Below are 17,642 nucleotides of genomic sequence, written 5' to 3' on the forward strand. Positions count from 1 at the left end.
CTAAAAATACTATACTCTTTTTTTAGTAAACAGTAAAATCCCATAGATTACTCTTTGGGATTAATAGCTGAAACTTTTCTATATATTTATTTATCTACTATTTGTCGTTTTTTATGCTCCAGCTGATTTAATGCCAAGATAAGCTGAGATCACCTGAGGATTAGAGCTTATTTCGTCTCTTGTTCCATTTATAATCATTCTTCCCTGATCAATGACATAGGCTTGATCACACACTTTAAGTGCAGCTTTCACATTCTGTTCTACTAATATGACCATTGTTCCTAAATCCTCTTTAATGATCATTAATGTATCAAGTATTTCATTTACTATTTTCGGTGCAAGCCCCATGGAAGGTTCATCTAGAAGGATGATTTTAGGATTTGACATCAAACCCCTACCAATGGCTAACATTTGCTGTTCTCCACCACTTAAATTTCCACCAAGGTTTTTCAAATGTTTCTTTAATCCAGGGAACATATCAAGTATTTTCGTTAAATTTTCTTCTGCTAGCTTCTTCTCCTTATAATATTTTGAAAAGATTCCAAGCAATAAATTTTCCTTTACAGTTAGGTTAGTAAAGATTTGTCTGCCTTCCGGAACGAGACTTAAGCCTTTTTCAACTACCTTATTAGCTGGATAGCCGCTTATAACTTCATTCTCAAGAGTAATCGTTCCAGATGTTGGCCGATAAAGTCCAGCAAGCGTATTTAACAGCGTACTTTTCCCAGCACCGTTTGCACCGATGATTGAGACAATTTGTCCTTTTTCCACCTGAAAATAGATCTCATGGAGAATTTTTATTTTCCCAATATGGGTACTTACGCCATCAACCTTTAGCATTAGACAACCTCCTCTCCTAGATAGGCAGCAATTACCTTTGCATTTTGTTGTATTTCGTCAGGAGTTCCTTCCGCAATCTTCTTTCCAAAGTCAAGGACAATTATACGATCTGCAAGCTCCATCACCGTCGCCATTTTATGTTCAACAAATAAAAAGGAACTACCTTCTGATTTTAATTTTTTAATATAATCTGCCATTCTATTGGTTTCGTAATCATTCAAACCTGCCATTGGTTCATCTAACATAATTAAATCTGGTTTATAAACAATCGCTCTTGCAAACTCCAACTGCTTTTGAAGGCCATATGATAACTGGCCTGCCTGTTCGAACATTAATTCTTCTAGGCCAACTAAATGAATTGCATCTAACGCTAGGTCATAGGCAATTCTTTCATCCTTTAAAATCCTTGGGAGTCGGAAGGCAGCATTCACCACATTGGTTTTCAACTTGACATGAGCACCCATCATTACATTTTCAAGGACAGTCAAGTTGTGAAATATTTGTAAATTCTGGAATGTCCTAGATATCCCTAAGTGAGCTAGTTGGGGAATCTTTTGTCCTGTTAATTTATTACCTTTGAAGTATACTTCTCCATTTGTCGGAGAAAGAAAACAAGAAATCATATTAAATAAAGTTGTTTTGCCTGCACCGTTTGGTCCAATGACTGCTACGATTTCTCCAGCCCCTACATCATAACTGATATCAGAGACCGCTGTAACTCCACCAAATCGTTTTGTTAATCCCCTTACTTCAAGTAGTTTTGACATGACCTATTAAACTCCTTTTTGAGAAATCATATCTTTATGAGCCTTTACACTTACTTTCTTTTTGGGCTTAATCTTTTGAATCGGTTTTGAAATAACATGTATCAGCCCTTTTGGTAAGAACATCATAATCAAAATAATAATTAATCCGTAAACAACAATCTCCACTTCTCCACTAATACCAAAATAAGTGTGTCCTACAAAGCGAATGATCTCATTCAAAAACATAATAACTGTTGTTCCTAGAATCGCACCCCAAACGGAGCTTGCCCCTCCAACCATTACCATAATTAAAAACAAGATTGATTTTGTTATATAAAATGTAGGTGGAGCAACAAAGGTAATATAGTGAGCATACATACTTCCTGCTAGCGATGCAAAAGCAGCACTTAATGCAAAAATAGCAACTTTATAATTCTCCACTTTCACTCCAAGTGTCTCTGTTGCTATTTCGCTATCATGAATGCTTCTTAACACTCTCCCTACATGAGAGCGGACGATATTTAGTGATAATAATAGAACAAGAACAGCAGCCGTCCAAACAAAGAAGTAGAAAAATAATTTATCTGTAAGCGGTACTCCAAATAAAGACAAGGAGGGTATCCCTATTAAACCTGCGGCTCCACCTGTTAACTGATTAAGACCTAAAATTAAAATATAAAATATGATGTTAATTCCAAGTGTTGCAAGAGCTAAAAAATGACCTTTCAATTTTAAAATAGGTATTCCAATTATATAAGCGATAAAAAAAGTAGTAATCATTCCTATAGTAAGTGCTATCCAGGGTGAAAGCTCAAAACTAGTAGTTAACACACCCGACGTGTAAGCTCCTATTCCAAAGAAAGCTGCATGCCCGAGGGATATTTGTCCTGCATAACCAATTAACAGACATAAACCTAGAGAGACGATTGAATAGATTCCTATTAAGATTAAAATGGTAAAAATATACGGAGATTTTACTACGAGAGGTAAAATCAAAATAAGTCCCACTAAAAATAGGATAGGTTTCAATCGATTTCCATACAAGATTTTTTCCAGCTTCGACATCTATATTCCCCCCCCTACTAAACTCTCTCACCTGAAGCTCTTGCAAATATTCCATTCGGTTTAAAAAATAAAACAAGGATCAGTACGAGAAATGTTATCGCATCACTATAAAACGTGGAGATAAAACCTCCAGAAAAAGTTTCCAACAAACCGACAATTAAAGCGCCTGCTACTGCCCCTGGAATACTATGCATACCTCCAATGACCATCCCAACAAATCCTTTTACACCAATTAGAAATCCCATTTCATACGTTGCGTCAGTAATAGGGGTAATCAAAATTCCAGCAATAGCTCCTAATGCGGCAGCCAAAGTGAAAGCCAAGGCTGACATGGTACTTGTATTGATCCCCATAAGTTTCGCGGCACGTTGATTCTTTTCACATGCTCGTAATGCAGAACCGATATAGGTTTTTTCAAAGAATACGTATAGCACAGCTAACAGGATTAACAAAACGATGAAAATAAAAATACTTTGAGGGTTAATAACTGCACCCATAAAATGAATGGGTTCCATTTTAATTAAGGGAGCAAGTTGCTTCGGATTGGTCCCCCATATAATTAATCCCATCCCCTTTAAGAAGGTGGAAACTCCTATTGTAATAATGATTAAGATAATGACTGTAGTATTTCTAGCATGTCGAATAGCCGTACGTTCTACTATTAACCCTATGGTAGCTGAGATAAGAATAGCTAAAATAATAGATGCAGATATTGGTAGTCCTGCATTCGCAAAAGTAATACAAGTCAGCGCACCAATCATCGCAAATTCACCCTGGGCAAAGTTTAATATGCCGGTAATGTTATAGATAGTCACAAAACCGATGGCTAATAAAGCATAGATACTTCCAACTGTTAGCCCCGTTACGATATATTGCATGAGTAATTCCATGGAGGTACTCCTTTCTTAATACCAATGGCAGAGCCTATGTTTCTGCCATTGGTCCTTTTTATTCTTACCATCTAGATACTCTTAAAAACACAACGATGGAACTAATTCTACTCATAATACTTCCATTCATTATTCTCAATACCAAGAACTGAGAATCCATCTTCGTAAGGTCCTACATAATCCGATTGTAATTCGAAGGAACCCGTTAACCCAGAATACTTATTGACTTCTGTCTTTAAGTAATTATGAATATCTTCAGAGGTGGTATTTCCTGCTTTAATCGCCTCAATTAGTAGATGGAACCCATCCGCTGCATGTGCGGTAAAATTATCAGGATCACTATTAAACATTGCACGATAATCTTCACGGAACTTTTCTAATCTGTCTTTTTGCTCTCCATTTGGTAATTGATCAACAACACTTAATTTACTGCCAATTACGTAGATATTTTCATTATTATCTTTCACTTGGTCTAAGAACCCTTTATTAGCAGATGCAGAAGATTGAATCATAGGAATATCAAACCCGAGTGCTTTAAAATTACGTGCTACGATTCCAGCACCTGGTGTTCTTGACCAAACGATTACTGCCTCTGGATTCTCTTTCCGAATATTTGTTAATTGAACCGTCATATCCGTAGCAGTTGCATCAAATTCCTCATGTGCCACGATTTTTATGTCATTTTCTTTTGCTACCTTTTCAAAGGAAGGGAGACCTTCTACTCCAAACCCATCACGAGCATTAATCCAGGCTACTTTTGAAATATTATTTTCTTTTAAGAATTCAATTATTAAGTTAGCATTCGTTAAGTTACTTGGTGCCATTTGATAAATATCCTTCGCTTCAGGATTAACAGGAGCCACAGTCATTAATGGTATTCCCTCGCTAGAGATTTTGGGTAAGATTGCCATTGAGGTACTAGCTTGAGTGGCACCAACAACCGCAACTACCCCTTCTGAAATTAATTTGTCTGCAGCAATCACAGCTTTTGTATCGTCCGTTTCATAGTCTTGCATAATAATTTCAATTTTCTTTCCATTTATAGATTCTTCTTCATCTAATTGTTGCTGGATGAGCTTCACATAATTCGCCTGAGTTTTTCCTAAAGTAGAAGCAGGACCGGTTTCGGCAAAAATAGCTCCAATTTTTATAACCTCTTTATCACCGTCACCATCATTTTTATCATTACTACTAGAAGTTTCCGTGTTACAAGCAGACAAAGCTATGACTAAAATTAACATCAAACTAAACGAACAAATAGATTTCCAAAACTTTTTCATTTTAAGTCCCCCTTTTAACCATGTTTAATTGCAACATTCGCATCTTCTAAACCCTGAAAGTAAAAATTAGTTCGTAACAATTTGTGTCATTAAATAATAAAAATAAACCTTTCACCTCCACTAAAAAACCTATTGTATCCGCTTTCAAAACATAAGAGATAAATAACCAAGAAGCTTTTTAGAATGGAGTCAAAATAAGCGGAGAAATAATATTCAAGAATGTTCAGAAATATCTGTAATTAGATTATAATTGATGGGTATTTTTAAAAATACCTACACCATATACTAAAAAACAAGATCATTTTCGTCATTTTTGTGGAGAAACTATGATTTATAAACTTTTTATAGTAGTAGAATTCTGAAACTCTCCTAATATTAATAATTTGACTTAAAGAACTTCGATCCAGTTTCTTTCATAAAAAATAAGAAAGCAGGGGACTATACATCAAGCCCCCTGCTCCTCACATATTCAAATATACAAAATAATGCCCCTGCCAAGGAATTTCATTTTAACACATACTTCGGGTTAACCAAACACTTTCACATTTTTTCTCAGATTATTTAAAAGACCTATTGAACTGAAAAGAATCGCTAAAATTCTTAAGTGTGTACAGTCTAGCCGTCAATATAAACAAATCATTATAGTTATGTTGGACATATTCATCAATAGTGGTGAGTCCTTTTTGAAAACTATCAACTAAATAGTAAGTGTACTTTTCATCCCATTCAAACTGATTGATTCGATGAAGTTCATCCGCAATAATCTTAAACTTATATTCGCTAATAAATAGTTTTACTTGGTATATTTTATCTGACTCGACCATGAAACTGTTTTTATGTTTTTCAACAAATTGAATAAAACCCTTTATAGCATCAGCAAGTAAAAGTGCCTTCTGCATCTCATGATTCATACACTTCATCTCCTTAGAAATACTATTAAAAAAAGTGTATGAGCGGAAACGTTCTTGTAACACAGATAATCATCACTTATTATCCTCAAGTTAGTATTTATATAATTTTCTGAACATTTAATTTTTCTTCATTGCCCTAATATAGGTAAATTGAACAAAAATTCAAATATTTCAATATAATAATTTATTTCACAATTTATAATATTCGTGTTAAACTATCTGATATTAACGTAGCAAAGCAAAATAGCTTTGTTTTCAGTCTTTATTTTTAATTTATAAAATTGGAGGGTCAAATGAAAAATCTATTTCTTAAGTGGAATGAAGTGAGCCTTGTTAAACGTATCCTCGTAGGCATGATTATCGGAATCATCTTTGCTTTAGCGATTCCGGATGCAACAAAATGGGTATCTATTTTCGGTTCATTATTCGTAGGAGCACTAAAGGCTGTTGCCCCAGTGTTAGTTCTTTTCCTAGTTATGCACGCCATTTCTAAGCACAGAACTGGTCAACAAACCAATATGAAATCTATTATCGGGTTATATGCAGCCAGTACCTTTTTAGCAGGACTTGTTGCGGTTGTGGCAAGCTTTATCTTCCCGGTTAGTTTAACTCTTACATCCGGAGCTGATGACCTAACTCCTCCTGGAGGAATTGTTGAAGTCCTTAGAACATTATTATTTAATATTGTTGATAATCCAGTAAATGCTCTAATCAATGCAAATTATATTGGTATTCTCACTTGGGCTATCCTTCTTGGAATCGCCCTTCGCAGTGCTAATGACTCAACTAAAAACCTGTTAGAAAGCTTTTCAAATGCGATTTCTCAACTTGTTAAATGGGTAATCAGCTTAGCACCAATTGGAATTATGGGTCTTGTGTATGATGCAATCGTAACAAACGGATTATCTGCATTATTAGACTATGGAAAACTACTTCTTGTACTAGTAGGTTGTATGTTCTTTGTTGCTCTTGTGGTGAATCCAATCATCGTTTATGTAAACATTCGTACAAACCCTTATCCATTAGTATTTAAATGCTTAAAAGAAAGTGGAATTACGGCCTTCTTTACTCGTAGTTCAGCAGCAAATATTCCAGTTAATATGACATTATGCGAAAAACTAGATCTAGATAAGGACACCTATTCTGTCTCTATCCCTCTAGGGGCAACGATTAACATGGCTGGTGCAGCGATTACGATTTCTGTTCTGACTCTAGCAGCTGTTCACACCCTAGGTATTCAAGTTGATATTGGTACTGCCCTAATCCTTAGTGTTTTAGCAGCTGTCTCTGCTGCGGGTGCCTCAGGTGTTGCTGGTGGTTCACTCCTGCTTATTCCTTTAGCTTGTAGCTTATTTGGAATTTCTAATGATGTGGCCATGCAAGTAGTTGCAGTTGGTTTCATCATCGGTGTGGTACAGGACTCTTGTGAAACGGCTCTTAATTCATCATCTGACGTACTTTATACAGCTACTGCTGAATACGCAAAGAAGCGTAAAGAAGGTAAAGCAGTTAAGATTAGTGCTTAAATAAATACTAACCCCCATTCATTTAGCTGAACTGCACCCCTTAAAGTAGATGTTGAAAAACCCCCTTCAGGGCAACACTTACTTTTAGGGGTGATTTTTTATGGGCATTAAAGGTCAACAGTACCAAACATACTCGTTCGACTTAAAAATGGAAGCGATGAAAATGAAGCAAAATGGTTATACAAATACCCAAATAACAGAAAAATTACAAATTAAGGATAAAGACCGAGTGAAATTTTGGTGGAGGAAATTTCGAAAGGATGGAGAAACAGCCTTTATCGATCAAAGGGGTCGACGTAATGAATATAAGGATCAGGATCTTTATATTAAGAAGTTAGAGATGGAGAATGACATATTAAAAAAGTATCTGGAAATTTTGAACGAGGAGGTAAGAAAGTAAGATTTCAAGTGGTACATCACTTTCGAGATAAGTATACGATAAAAGAATTGTGTGATTTCCTGGAGGTTTCTGTATCAGGTTATTATAAGTACTTAAAAAGTATGCAGATTAACAAAGATGCGAAGTTAAGTCAACGAATATTGGATATCTATAACCAACATGAAGGGATTTGGGGGTATAGACAAATCCATATGGAATTGACCGAAGGCGACCAATTGAGCGTGAATCACAAGAAGGTATTCAGGATATATCATGAGTTAGGCCTTAAGGCGAAAATCAGGAAAAAGAGATTTAGAAATCGTAACCAGTATAAACAAAAAGAACCAGAAAGAATTGTTCCAAATCTCCTGGAACGTAATTTTACAGCAATAAAGCTTAATCAAAAGTGGGTTACTGATATAACAGAATTTAATATTTTTAAACAAACACTTTATGTTTCAGCTGTAATGGATTTATATAACAATGAAATTATTGGCTATCAGTTTGGGAGAACAGCAGATAGATTATTTGTGATGAAAACGATAGAAATGGCAATAAAAAAAGAAAAGGACGTGTCTGGCGTTATCCTTCATAGCGACAGAGGAAGCCAATACACGTCCCGAGCCTTACAGGACACACTTGAATCTTATGGCATAAGGCCAAGCATGTCACGACCAGGCAATCCATATGACAACGCCTGTATTGAAAGTTTCTTTTCCCATTTCAAAACAGAAGGTATCTATCCATATGATGTCCAAACTGAAGAAGAATTAGAACAAAGAATCATAGACTATATTTATCGTTACAATAACGAACGTAGGCAGAAAAAGTTGAACAAAATGTCTCCAGTAGACTATAGAGTTAAAAATGCATCATAGTGTAAAGGTAATTGGTCCCAAAACGGATGTAAATAGTTAGATAAAGTATTGAGATCAGCTTGATATGGAGCACACGCATAGTAACCTATTTGGTGAATCCAGCTCTAGAAATGAGCTGATTTCCTGGAGGGAGAACTATGCGTGAAGAGGCTCCATGTCAAGCAACATGAGTAAGCTGGCAAAACAAACAATATAAAAGGGAGCAATTACCTTTAAAAGATAATTACTCCCGGGTTTTTTTAACTTCCACTTTTTTGGGGCTAGACCATCTTCATAAATGGTATTTCCTAAAAAATCCCCAAGTACTAATATAAAAACTAAGTGAAACGGGGTTAACTGAGAGATAGAGGTTCTGCGTGTTATGATAATAATAAAAAATAAAGCGACAAAACCTACGATAACTTTGATCGTCAGGAAACTAATGTTAACTTCCTCCAATATGCTTTTCCTCCCGTTATCTAATTTAAATTCGGCTAACTTATGGAAGGATATACAGACTCCTTACATATTTGAGTTGATTAGAAGGTGGTAAATATCAAATTATTTTAGTAGTACGGAGCTAGTTTTAATATGGAAATATCACCAATTTCCCGTTATCAGCAACACTATAAGAAAAGAATTGTTAAACAAGGAAACTGAGTTATCCTTAATTTTCAAGAAAAATAAAAATGGTTGTACTGTAGATTTAATATTGGTCATTTCACTTTACTTAGTTGTAAATCTTAAGATTTAGAAAAAGAGGCTAGTTTTATTAATTTCTAAAATAATGTCTCGTTTAACAAGTTTAGCCCATATAACCCAAGGCACAACTAAAAAAACGACTAGTATCCACCATTCCCAAGTTAAAAACTCATTTTTTAGCCAACCATTTAATTCTAAATGATACAGTTTATCTTCTAATAAACGTATTTCCTTAAGATTTTCAAATATATTATCTATTGATATCACCCCTATATTTAAATTAAAAGGTAACAGATATTTTTGAATTCAAACTCTTTGAGTTTTTGCGAACATGTCCATTTCTTTATCATCAAGGGTGCTCAACTCTGATCCCAATTCGGCTGACCATTTGGAATAATCTGCTCTGACGATTGGATTGATTTTCGTTACCTCTGATTTTGTTTTCAAATTTGTTTTTGATTTTATCCGTTCCGGCACAGCGATTTCCCAATGAACATCAAAGACAGGCTGCAAATCGGCTGATGCTTCTCCTATGACTTGCAAATGAGTATCCCGCCAGAAGCCAACGTCAGGCTTCAATCCTGTATATTCATATCCTATGTTAATGCCACCATTAAAAGCTATCTTTCCGTCGATTATGGCCATCTTACAATGATCCCGATAATTCCAATTGGACAAAAACCAGGGAAATCGCAAAGGAAATATTGTCCTGCATTCTATACCTGCTTCAACCATCTGCCGGATTTTTTCACGCGGGAACTTATAACTCCCCAAGCCATCTCTCATAAAACGAACCTGCACTCCAGTTAATGCTTTTTCGATTAGCAGTTCTGTGATGCGATTGCCAATTTGGTCATTCCGAAAAATGAAATATTCCAGATCAATTGTTTTTTGAGCATCTTGTAGGGATTCAAGGAGTTGTTCATATTTCGCTATTCCATTGTTAAACACTTGGACTCGGCCCATTCGAAGCCCATTCACAGTGAAATGCCGTAAAGAATCGGCAATTACCGATGCTGAATCACTGAATGTCTCAGGCTTCCTAAACGATATGCTTTCGTATGAAAAGTACATTACGGCATCTTATTCTACGGCAATGAATGAGGCAAGCCACGCTTCGCTATATCAGGACATTCACGCGATTTTCGACGAAACGAAGAATTTGCAGCGTGAACTGTATAATCTGATGTTTCAAAAGGGATGGTATTCGCTTGAAGTGGAACAGCCACAAAAACTTCAACAGGAGCACAGCAGTTTACAGGGTACATGTCCCAGTTTCCGCATAATCCTCCAATACAATAAGGTCGTAAAAAGCTATGGTAACCAGTCCATAGCTTTTAAATTATTCAATTTTTTTATATAGACTAACCTTAGTTAAACCGTTGTAACTTTTCCAGAAAATCCATTTGGCGAATAGGGGATTGCTTGTGAAGGATTTTCCTAGCAATATGATGTCAGAACCCAGAATTAGGAACCACTTGGGGATGAATTCAAAAATTTCAAGGTGTTTTTTAACTACAAAAGGCAACTTTTATAAAGGTTCATTGCCTTTTGCCTGACATGGGGTCAATAGGGGGAGTATTTCAGATTATTCATTTTGGGCTGCTTCCAGTGCATTCTTTACATCAATTAAGCCATTGCCGAAATCGCTATCATTTCCTGGGATTCCTAAATCATATGCAGAATTCTTAATAATGTCTATTACTTCTCTGTTAGTTAAATTAGGGTTTGCAGAAAGCAAGAGGCCAGCAAGTCCTGCCACATGAGGCGAAGCCATAGAAGTACCTGATAAAGCTGCATACTGCTGGTTAAAATAGGTGCTCGTAATTTGGACTCCGGGAGCTTAGACATCAATATAATCCCCGTAATTTGAGAAAGATGCTCGTCGTCCTGTGTTGTCGACAGCTGACACACTTAAAACTTCAGGATATGCTGCTGGATAGCTCGGTTGTATAGTATTTTCATTTCCTGCTGCAGAAATCATGACTACATTTTTAATGTATGCATAATCGATTGCCTCTTTCAAAAGAGAAGAAGGCTGATAATTGCCTAAACTCATATTAATGACATTTGCTCCATGGTCCACTGCCCAAATAATCCCTTTTGCTATATCAAAGGTCGTTCCATATCCTTCAGCACCCATTGCCTTTATAGGCATTATTTTGTTATACCAAGTGATGCCAGCAATGCCTTCTTGGTTGTTTGTTTCCGATGCAATGATTCCGGATACATGGGTGCCATGGCCACTGTCATCATCAGGAAAGTCGTTATTTTCCAGAACATTGTATCCATTTGTTAATCTTCCGCTCAAATCAGGATGGTCCAGATCAACCCAAGTGTCTATAACAGCAATAATAATATGTTCATCCCCTGTTGTAATATCCCAGCCTGCTTCGGCTTGAATGATCGGTAAGTTCCATTGATATTGTTCGCGGTATAGCAGATTATTAGGAAGTCCAATTTTATTTTGCAGATAAAGATAATTGGGATAGGTGTACCACGGAAATTAACTGTACCCATTACTTTGGTGCCTATAATGGAATTAATGGTAAGTATACCTCTAATGATTGGTCTTCCAGCTATAGAAGCATCAATACCCCATACAGATGGAAATGGGATACTAATCATGGTTTGGGTGCGGTTTGCAAAGTGGTCCTCTCCCTTATTCAATTTTAAAATATTCTTATAAAAACACATATTAGCGTTTTAGAAACATTTAATAAAATCTTTCATTAAACTTCCCATGATTCAACTGTTTTAAAAGCAGTTTGTGGGTCATATCCTTTTCCCAGTAAATAAGTCATGGCTACTACTTCTGAAAGGGCATGAGAATATGATGTAAATGTTGCTTCTTGCAAACCATAATTCAGAAAAGGTATTACAGTACGCAAAGTTTCACTTTTTACCCCCCATAGGGAGTATAAAAACTGGGGTATGAAAAGGGGTATAAAAACATTTGGTTTCTCAGATCCTTCCTTATAAATACTTCGAACTTAATGCTATCTTATGAATAAGGTAATATTTGGGTTGTTTGTACCATTAAAAATCCATATTTGCCTATCTGAGAATAAAATATAAGAAGGAGTAAATAAGAGAAAACATTAATTTATAGTGGGAGGAAATCGTCTTAAAATTAGTCGTTAACATCTATTTTGTTAATGGTTAATGAATGATCGGTATCTCTAACAGCAGCATAAAAAATATCTTTGATTTGAAGATATCCCTTTGCCTTTAGTTCTTCCTTTAACCACTTTTCATTTTTGTTGATTAATTTTAAATTACGCTTTTGCACTTTCCCTTCAATGACAACGGCTATGGGTAATCCGCGGTATTCCACTTTCATATGTAAATCTTTTGGAGTAATAGGAACTAATTCTTTTCTTGGAAAAATGCTAATTTCACCTGTTGCTTCCAAAATCGCATATTCAATATCGTGAATATCCGGATATCCTGATGTTCTTAAATTAGACAACAGCTCAGGTAAAGGATATCTACTTTCCTTTAAATTTCGATAGATAATTTTCCCGTGTTTAATTAGAATAGTCGGTTTTCCGATAATAAAAGGGTTTAACTTATTTAATAAACTTAACTTTGATATAAATAGATGAATGCATGTTATTACAATGATTCCAATAATCCCCTCCATCACTCCGTTTACTTTAATAGAACCAAAAGCTAAATAAGATAAAAAAAGAATCGCTCCAAAATCATGAGGGGTAAGTTGGGCTAGAGCTGATTTCCCTAAAATTTTTACTGCTACAATAAACACAATATAGATAAAAATAACTTTAACTAAAAAAATAGACACNAGCTGAATGGGGGTTGTTTTTTACCTGATTTACCTTTTCTTTATGATATTCAAATTTTTCTATTAGCTTACTTCTCAAGTCATCATCCAAACAGCTTTCCACTAATAAAAAATGATAATTCATTCGAAAATTGTGCCAACTATACAGTATCTTAGATATTAACGTCATATGTACCGCTCCTATCCTAGATTAACGTGTTGGACTTTACCCGAATCTAATGAATCTTAAACACAACAATCATTACTTTGAAATGAATTTAATAACACCAATAATACCTATCCATATCGGAAGACTAATCACCATAGCCCACGTAAATCCTTTAGCAAAATTCCCTTCATGTTCTTCCATTGTCATCACATCCACTTTTTTATTCTTTATGACCAAAATAGTGGATGATTAAACAAAGTGATGTCCAAGACTTCATAAAAAAAATTTTTAAATCGTTTAATATATAGCAACAACCTTCTTTTCAACATCAGAAGAATCTAATATACTCACATTAATAATCGAATTCCTATTACAAAAATCATTGTAAGCGTTATCAAATGGTGAGAGGAGACTAAACATGCAATCAACACAGGTATTAAACAAGAGTTATATTAACGGCGAATGGACGGAAGGAAAAAGTGAACGAACCTATGATATTTTAAATCCATATGATCATTCTGCGATTACCTCAGTACATCTTGCTACCAAAGAACAGCTAACTGAAGCATTCAATCATGCCCAAAGAGCTCAAAAAGAATGGGCCAAGTCTACCGTTGAAGATAGAAGAGCGGTTCTACATAAGGCTGCAGAATATTTAACTATGAATCGTGAAGAAATAGTTTCTATCATCGTACGAGAAACGGGTGGCACTTTTTTAAAGGCCAATGTGGAGTTACATCTTACCCTAGAATTTTTAGAGGAATCCATAAAATATGCTGATGAAATTTATAAATTAAAAGAAGTACCTGGATCACCTGAGAAATTACATCATATTTACCGTCTCCCACTGGGAGTTATTTCTTCTATTTCACCTTTTAATTTTCCAATGAATCTGTCTATGAGAACGATTGCTCCAGCAATTGCTTTAGGAAATAGCGTTGTTCATAAGCCAGATATCCAAGTGGGACTTTCAGGCGGGATCATCATTGCAAAAGCATTTGAATATGCCGGGCTGCCAAAAGGTGTTTTAAATGTGATTTTGTCTGATATTGAAGAAATTGGAGATGAGATGTTAACCAACCCTCAATCCAAGCTAATAAGCTTTACTGGCTCTTCTGCTGTCGGAAGACGTATTGGTGCCATCGCAGGACAAAATTTAAAACGTGTAGCTCTTGAATTAGGTGGAAACAGTCCATTTGTTGTCCTGTCAGATGCCGATGTCGAACAAGCTGTGAATGCTGCTATCTTTGGAAAGTTTATTCACCAAGGACAAATTTGTATGATTATTAACCGAATCATTGTTCATAAAGATAAATATGATGAGTTTGTTGATAAATTTGTAGCTAGAGCGAGAGAACTTCCGTTTGGAGATCCAAGTGATCCAAAGACAGTTATTGGGCCATTGGTTAACGAGCGCCAATTGGAAAAAGCCCTTCAATACATTGAAGAAGCGAAACTTGAAGGAGCAACTGTTGCTTTAGAAGGGAAACGAGTGGGTAACGTCCTTACTCCATTTGTTTTCACGAATGTCAATAATTCTAGTAAATTGGCACAAACCGAGTTATTTGCTCCTATTGCTACTATTATTAAGGCACAAACAGATAGTGAGGCCATTGAAATCGCTAACGATACTGATTATGGACTAAGTTCAGCCATATTTACAAAGGACTTAGCCCGGGGAGAAGAATTAGCCCTCCAAATTGATAGCGGGATGACACATATTAATGACCAAACCGTAAATGATGCTCCAAATATTCCATTCGGAGGAAATAAAGCTAGTGGATTAGGTCGATTCGGAAATCCATGGGTGGTCGAAGAATTCACAGTAACGAAATGGGTATCTATTCAAACAACAAACAGACAGTATCCATTCTAAATATTAATCAAAACTTGAAAGCACATGAGAATACAATTCGCTCTCATGTGCTTTCAAATTTCCACTTTTCTATTAATTTTTACTGCGCATTCGATCAAGCAGAACAGCAATGACAATGACTATCCCTTTTACGACTTGTTGCCAATAATAATCTACGTTAAGCAAGGTCATCCCATTTGTTAGTACAGCCACAATTAACACGCCAATGATGGTTCCTTGTATTCTTCCTCGTCCTCCTACAAAACTAGTACCACCAAGAACGACTGCTGCAATCGCATCCAGTTCAAACGCGATACCCACCATCGGCTGTCCAGAGAATAAGCGCCCTGCCATCACCACTCCACTAATACCTGCAAGCAAACCACTGATCGAGTAGACATTAATTAATGTACGATTCACTTTAATTCCGGTTAGATGGGCAGCCTCTTCGTTGCCGCCAATCGCATAGACATGGCGTCCAAACATCGTGTATTTCAATACGACAAACATGATGAGATAAACTATGGCCATGATATAGATCGGAGTATACATTCATTCATAAACGTGGATGTTTTTGATCGTTTATGCTCATTTTTGATTATATGTTCTTTTTTACCATTTTTCAATAACAATTTTCAGAAAAGTCAAAATCGAAATAGTCTTTTTTTATTTTTCTCAAATTTTAATTGACTGAATTATTATTTATTGATAATATCTAACTTAATTCAATACAGCCGCCATGATGGTAGTGGATCAAACTATTACCGGAGCAGCTTCTGGAGAGACCGTATGCATACGGCGCCGAAGGATTCACAATCTCAGGCAAAAGGACAGAAGAGAATGTTTGCATAATAATATTTTTGCACACTCTTCTTACCCGAGATTGGAGATACTCCAATCTTTTTTTATTTCAAAAAAATAATGAGGTGGAACAAATGGAAAGAAGACGTGCAGTGGTAAGTGTGATCGGAAAGGACAAGGTTGGCATTATTTCTAAAGTAACAACGATTCTTGCTGATAATAACATGAATATTTTGGATATCAGCCAAACTATTTTACAAGACTTTTTTACGATGATGATGATTATTGATGTGACCGGTAACGAAAATTTGTCACAACTCCGTGACCAACTGGATTTAGTTGGGGAGGAAATGGACTTAAAAATAAACATTCAGCTTGAAGAGATTTTTCAAGCGATGCACAGAATTTAGTTAGGTGGGGACAGACTATGACAATTGCAATGGATGAAATCCTTCAAACTATACGAATGGTTCAGATGGAAAACCTAGATATTCGAACCGTAACAATGGGAATCAGTCTCCGTGATTGTGCGGATTCCGATTTCCATAAAATGCAGCAAAATGTATTTCATAAAATTACTACTTATGCTAAGGATTTAACGAAAGTAGCAGTAGAAACAGAAAAAGAATTTGGCGTGCCGATTATTAATAAGCGTATATCTATTACGCCCATTGCTGAAATCCTAGGAAACGCAACCGTTGAACAAACGGTAGAGCTTGCAAAAACACTTGATCTAGCGGCAAAGCAATTAGGTGTGGATTTTATCGGAGGATTCTCTGCCCTAGTTCACAAAGGTTTTTCTAAAGGTGATGAGACCTTACTTAAAGCCTTGCCAGAAGCACTTAGTGTAACAGAAAGAGTTTGCGCCTCTGTTTCAGTGGCGACTACTCGTACCGGTATTAATATGGATGCGGTTAAGCAATTAGGTTTTGTTATCAAAGAAGCAGCCGAGCGGACAAAGGATCAAAATGGAATTGCTTGTGCTAAGCTCGTTGTGTTTTGTAATCCTGTTGAAGATAATCCATTTATGGCTGGAGCTTTTCATGGAGCTGGAGAAGGCGAAGCGGTTATTAACGTTGGTGTTAGTGGCCCTGGTGTCGTATTGAACGCGTTAAAAAAACACCCACATGCTGACCTTGGAGAAGTATCTGATATTATCAAAAAAACAGCGTTCAAAATTACACGTGCAGGTGAGCTTATTGGTAGAGTGGTAGCCGAGAGGCTCGATATTCCGTTTGGGATTATGGACCTCTCTTTGGCTCCTACCAATGCCATTAATGATAGTGTTGCAGAAATCTTAGAGGAAATTGGCCTTGAGCGCGTGGGTACGCATGGAACGATCGCAGCCTTGGCCCTCATGAATGACGCGGTGAAAAAAGGTGGAGCCATGGCCAGTTCTTATGTTGGTGGATTAAGTGGAGCTTTTATTCCGGTCAGTGAAGATAATGGAATGATTCGAGGAATTATCGACGGTGCTTTAAGTTTATCAAAACTTGAAGCAATGACATGCGTCTGTTCAGTTGGACTTGATATGATTGCTATAACAGGAGATGTTACGCCTGCTACCCTATCCGCAATGATTGCAGATGAAGCAGCTATCGGAATGATAAACAAAAAAACAACAGCAGTAAGGGTCATCCCTGTACCTGGAAAGCAAGAAGGAGAAATGGTTGAATTTGGAGGACTACTTGGGAGAGCACCCGTTATGGGGGTAAATCCATTCAGCTCACAGAATATGATTAATCGCGGCGGAAGAATTCCCGCACCCCTACAAGCACTGATTAATTAATTTTAGAATTAAGAAAAAAACAGTGTTTTCAAATTTTCCATACGT

At 36.2% G+C, this 17,642-nt stretch carries 16 protein-coding genes, 3 pseudogenes and 1 riboswitch; of the genes and pseudogenes, 7 read left to right on the forward strand and 12 right to left on the reverse strand.

Annotated elements, in window-relative coordinates; translation table 11 throughout:
• Window positions 1-111: 111 nt before the first annotated feature.
• From ACFFHF_RS04720 to ACFFHF_RS04745, 6 genes are all read right to left on the reverse strand, one after another.
• Window positions 112-840 (reverse strand): ATP-binding cassette domain-containing protein, encoded by a 729-nt coding sequence (locus ACFFHF_RS04720; protein WP_160545492.1) that lies wholly within the window; start codon window positions 838-840, stop codon window positions 112-114.
• Complete coding sequence (locus ACFFHF_RS04725; RefSeq protein ID WP_160545493.1) at window positions 840-1,607, reverse strand: ATP-binding cassette domain-containing protein; 768 nt, start codon at window positions 1,605-1,607, stop codon at window positions 840-842. The genes ACFFHF_RS04720 and ACFFHF_RS04725 overlap by 1 nt, the downstream gene beginning before the upstream one ends.
• A gap of 6 nt (window positions 1,608-1,613) precedes the next feature.
• Window positions 1,614-2,651: a branched-chain amino acid ABC transporter permease gene (locus ACFFHF_RS04730; RefSeq protein WP_160545494.1), complete on the reverse strand. Its 1,038-nt coding sequence runs from the start codon at window positions 2,649-2,651 to the stop codon at window positions 1,614-1,616.
• Window positions 2,652-2,668: 17 nt separating this feature from the next.
• Window positions 2,669-3,541, reverse strand: a complete 873-nt coding sequence (locus tag ACFFHF_RS04735) for an ABC transporter permease subunit (protein ID WP_160545495.1) — start codon at window positions 3,539-3,541, stop codon at window positions 2,669-2,671.
• Window positions 3,542-3,648: 107 nt separating this feature from the next.
• Window positions 3,649-4,821: an ABC transporter substrate-binding protein gene (locus ACFFHF_RS04740; RefSeq protein ID WP_160545496.1), complete on the reverse strand. Its 1,173-nt coding sequence runs from the start codon at window positions 4,819-4,821 to the stop codon at window positions 3,649-3,651.
• A 557-nt stretch (window positions 4,822-5,378) separates the two neighbouring features.
• Complete coding sequence (locus ACFFHF_RS04745) at window positions 5,379-5,732, reverse strand: hypothetical protein (RefSeq protein WP_160545497.1); 354 nt, start codon at window positions 5,730-5,732, stop codon at window positions 5,379-5,381.
• Window positions 5,733-6,025: 293 nt separating this feature from the next.
• On the opposite strand from ACFFHF_RS04745, the gene sstT reads away from it, so the two are divergent.
• From sstT to ACFFHF_RS04760, 3 genes are all read left to right on the forward strand, one after another.
• A complete protein-coding gene (gene sstT, locus ACFFHF_RS04750; RefSeq protein WP_160545498.1) occupies window positions 6,026-7,258 on the forward strand; it encodes a serine/threonine transporter SstT in 1,233 nt (410 codons plus the stop codon).
• A gap of 100 nt (window positions 7,259-7,358) precedes the next feature.
• A complete protein-coding gene (locus ACFFHF_RS04755) occupies window positions 7,359-7,658 on the forward strand; it encodes a helix-turn-helix domain-containing protein (protein WP_377057667.1) in 300 nt (99 codons plus the stop codon).
• A gap of 8 nt (window positions 7,659-7,666) precedes the next feature.
• Window positions 7,667-8,515, forward strand: coding sequence for an IS3 family transposase (locus tag ACFFHF_RS04760; RefSeq protein ID WP_377057668.1), 849 nt, complete (start codon window positions 7,667-7,669; stop codon window positions 8,513-8,515).
• A 135-nt stretch (window positions 8,516-8,650) separates the two neighbouring features.
• Here ACFFHF_RS04760 and ACFFHF_RS04765 read toward each other — a convergent pair whose 3' ends face one another.
• Together ACFFHF_RS04765 and ACFFHF_RS04770 are read right to left on the reverse strand one after the other, a co-directional pair.
• On the reverse strand, window positions 8,651-8,953 hold the full coding sequence (locus tag ACFFHF_RS04765) for a hypothetical protein (RefSeq protein ID WP_377057669.1): 303 nt from the start codon (window positions 8,951-8,953) through the stop codon (window positions 8,651-8,653).
• Between the two features lie 558 nt (window positions 8,954-9,511).
• A pseudogene (locus tag ACFFHF_RS04770) lies at window positions 9,512-10,246 on the reverse strand (phospholipase D-like domain-containing protein); the annotation flags it as partial.
• Here ACFFHF_RS04770 and ACFFHF_RS04775 point away from each other — a divergent pair.
• A pseudogene (locus tag ACFFHF_RS04775) lies at window positions 10,203-10,498 on the forward strand (spore coat protein). The pseudogenes ACFFHF_RS04770 and ACFFHF_RS04775 sit on opposite strands and share 44 nt — an antisense overlap.
• A gap of 286 nt (window positions 10,499-10,784) precedes the next feature.
• Here the strand turns inward: ACFFHF_RS04775 and ACFFHF_RS04780 are convergent.
• The 3 genes and pseudogenes from ACFFHF_RS04780 to ACFFHF_RS04790 all read right to left on the reverse strand — a co-directional run bounded on the left by ACFFHF_RS04780 (window position 10,785) and on the right by ACFFHF_RS04790 (window position 13,004).
• Window positions 10,785-11,669, reverse strand: a pseudogene (locus ACFFHF_RS04780) (S8 family peptidase).
• Between the two features lie 259 nt (window positions 11,670-11,928).
• Complete coding sequence (locus ACFFHF_RS04785) at window positions 11,929-12,087, reverse strand: hypothetical protein (protein ID WP_340902415.1); 159 nt, start codon at window positions 12,085-12,087, stop codon at window positions 11,929-11,931.
• Between the two features lie 242 nt (window positions 12,088-12,329).
• Window positions 12,330-13,004, reverse strand: a complete 675-nt coding sequence (locus ACFFHF_RS04790; protein ID WP_340902416.1) for a DUF421 domain-containing protein — start codon at window positions 13,002-13,004, stop codon at window positions 12,330-12,332.
• A gap of 566 nt (window positions 13,005-13,570) precedes the next feature.
• On the opposite strand from ACFFHF_RS04790, the gene ACFFHF_RS04795 reads away from it, so the two are divergent.
• Window positions 13,571-15,028, forward strand: a complete 1,458-nt coding sequence (locus tag ACFFHF_RS04795; protein ID WP_340903282.1) for an aldehyde dehydrogenase family protein — start codon at window positions 13,571-13,573, stop codon at window positions 15,026-15,028.
• 72 nt (window positions 15,029-15,100) lie between these two features.
• Here the strand turns inward: ACFFHF_RS04795 and ACFFHF_RS04800 are convergent, their stop codons facing one another.
• The gene (locus ACFFHF_RS04800; RefSeq protein WP_377057670.1) at window positions 15,101-15,538 is read right to left on the reverse strand and encodes an ABC transporter permease subunit; all 438 of its coding nucleotides are present in this window, start codon (window positions 15,536-15,538) and stop codon (window positions 15,101-15,103) included.
• A 235-nt stretch (window positions 15,539-15,773) separates the two neighbouring features.
• A riboswitch (glycine riboswitch) is annotated at window positions 15,774-15,851 on the forward strand.
• Between the two features lie 91 nt (window positions 15,852-15,942).
• Here ACFFHF_RS04800 and ACFFHF_RS04805 point away from each other — a divergent pair.
• Both ACFFHF_RS04805 and ACFFHF_RS04810 read left to right on the forward strand, forming a co-directional pair.
• Window positions 15,943-16,218, forward strand: a complete 276-nt coding sequence (locus ACFFHF_RS04805) for an ACT domain-containing protein (protein ID WP_160545501.1) — start codon at window positions 15,943-15,945, stop codon at window positions 16,216-16,218.
• A 17-nt stretch (window positions 16,219-16,235) separates the two neighbouring features.
• Window positions 16,236-17,597: a PFL family protein gene (locus tag ACFFHF_RS04810; RefSeq protein WP_340903279.1), complete on the forward strand. Its 1,362-nt coding sequence runs from the start codon at window positions 16,236-16,238 to the stop codon at window positions 17,595-17,597.
• Window positions 17,598-17,642 lie beyond the last annotated feature (45 nt).

Origin of the sequence: Robertmurraya beringensis (genome assembly GCF_042433785.1) — a bacterium.
Taxonomy (GTDB): domain Bacteria; phylum Bacillota; class Bacilli; order Bacillales; family Cytobacillaceae; genus Robertmurraya_A; species Robertmurraya_A beringensis.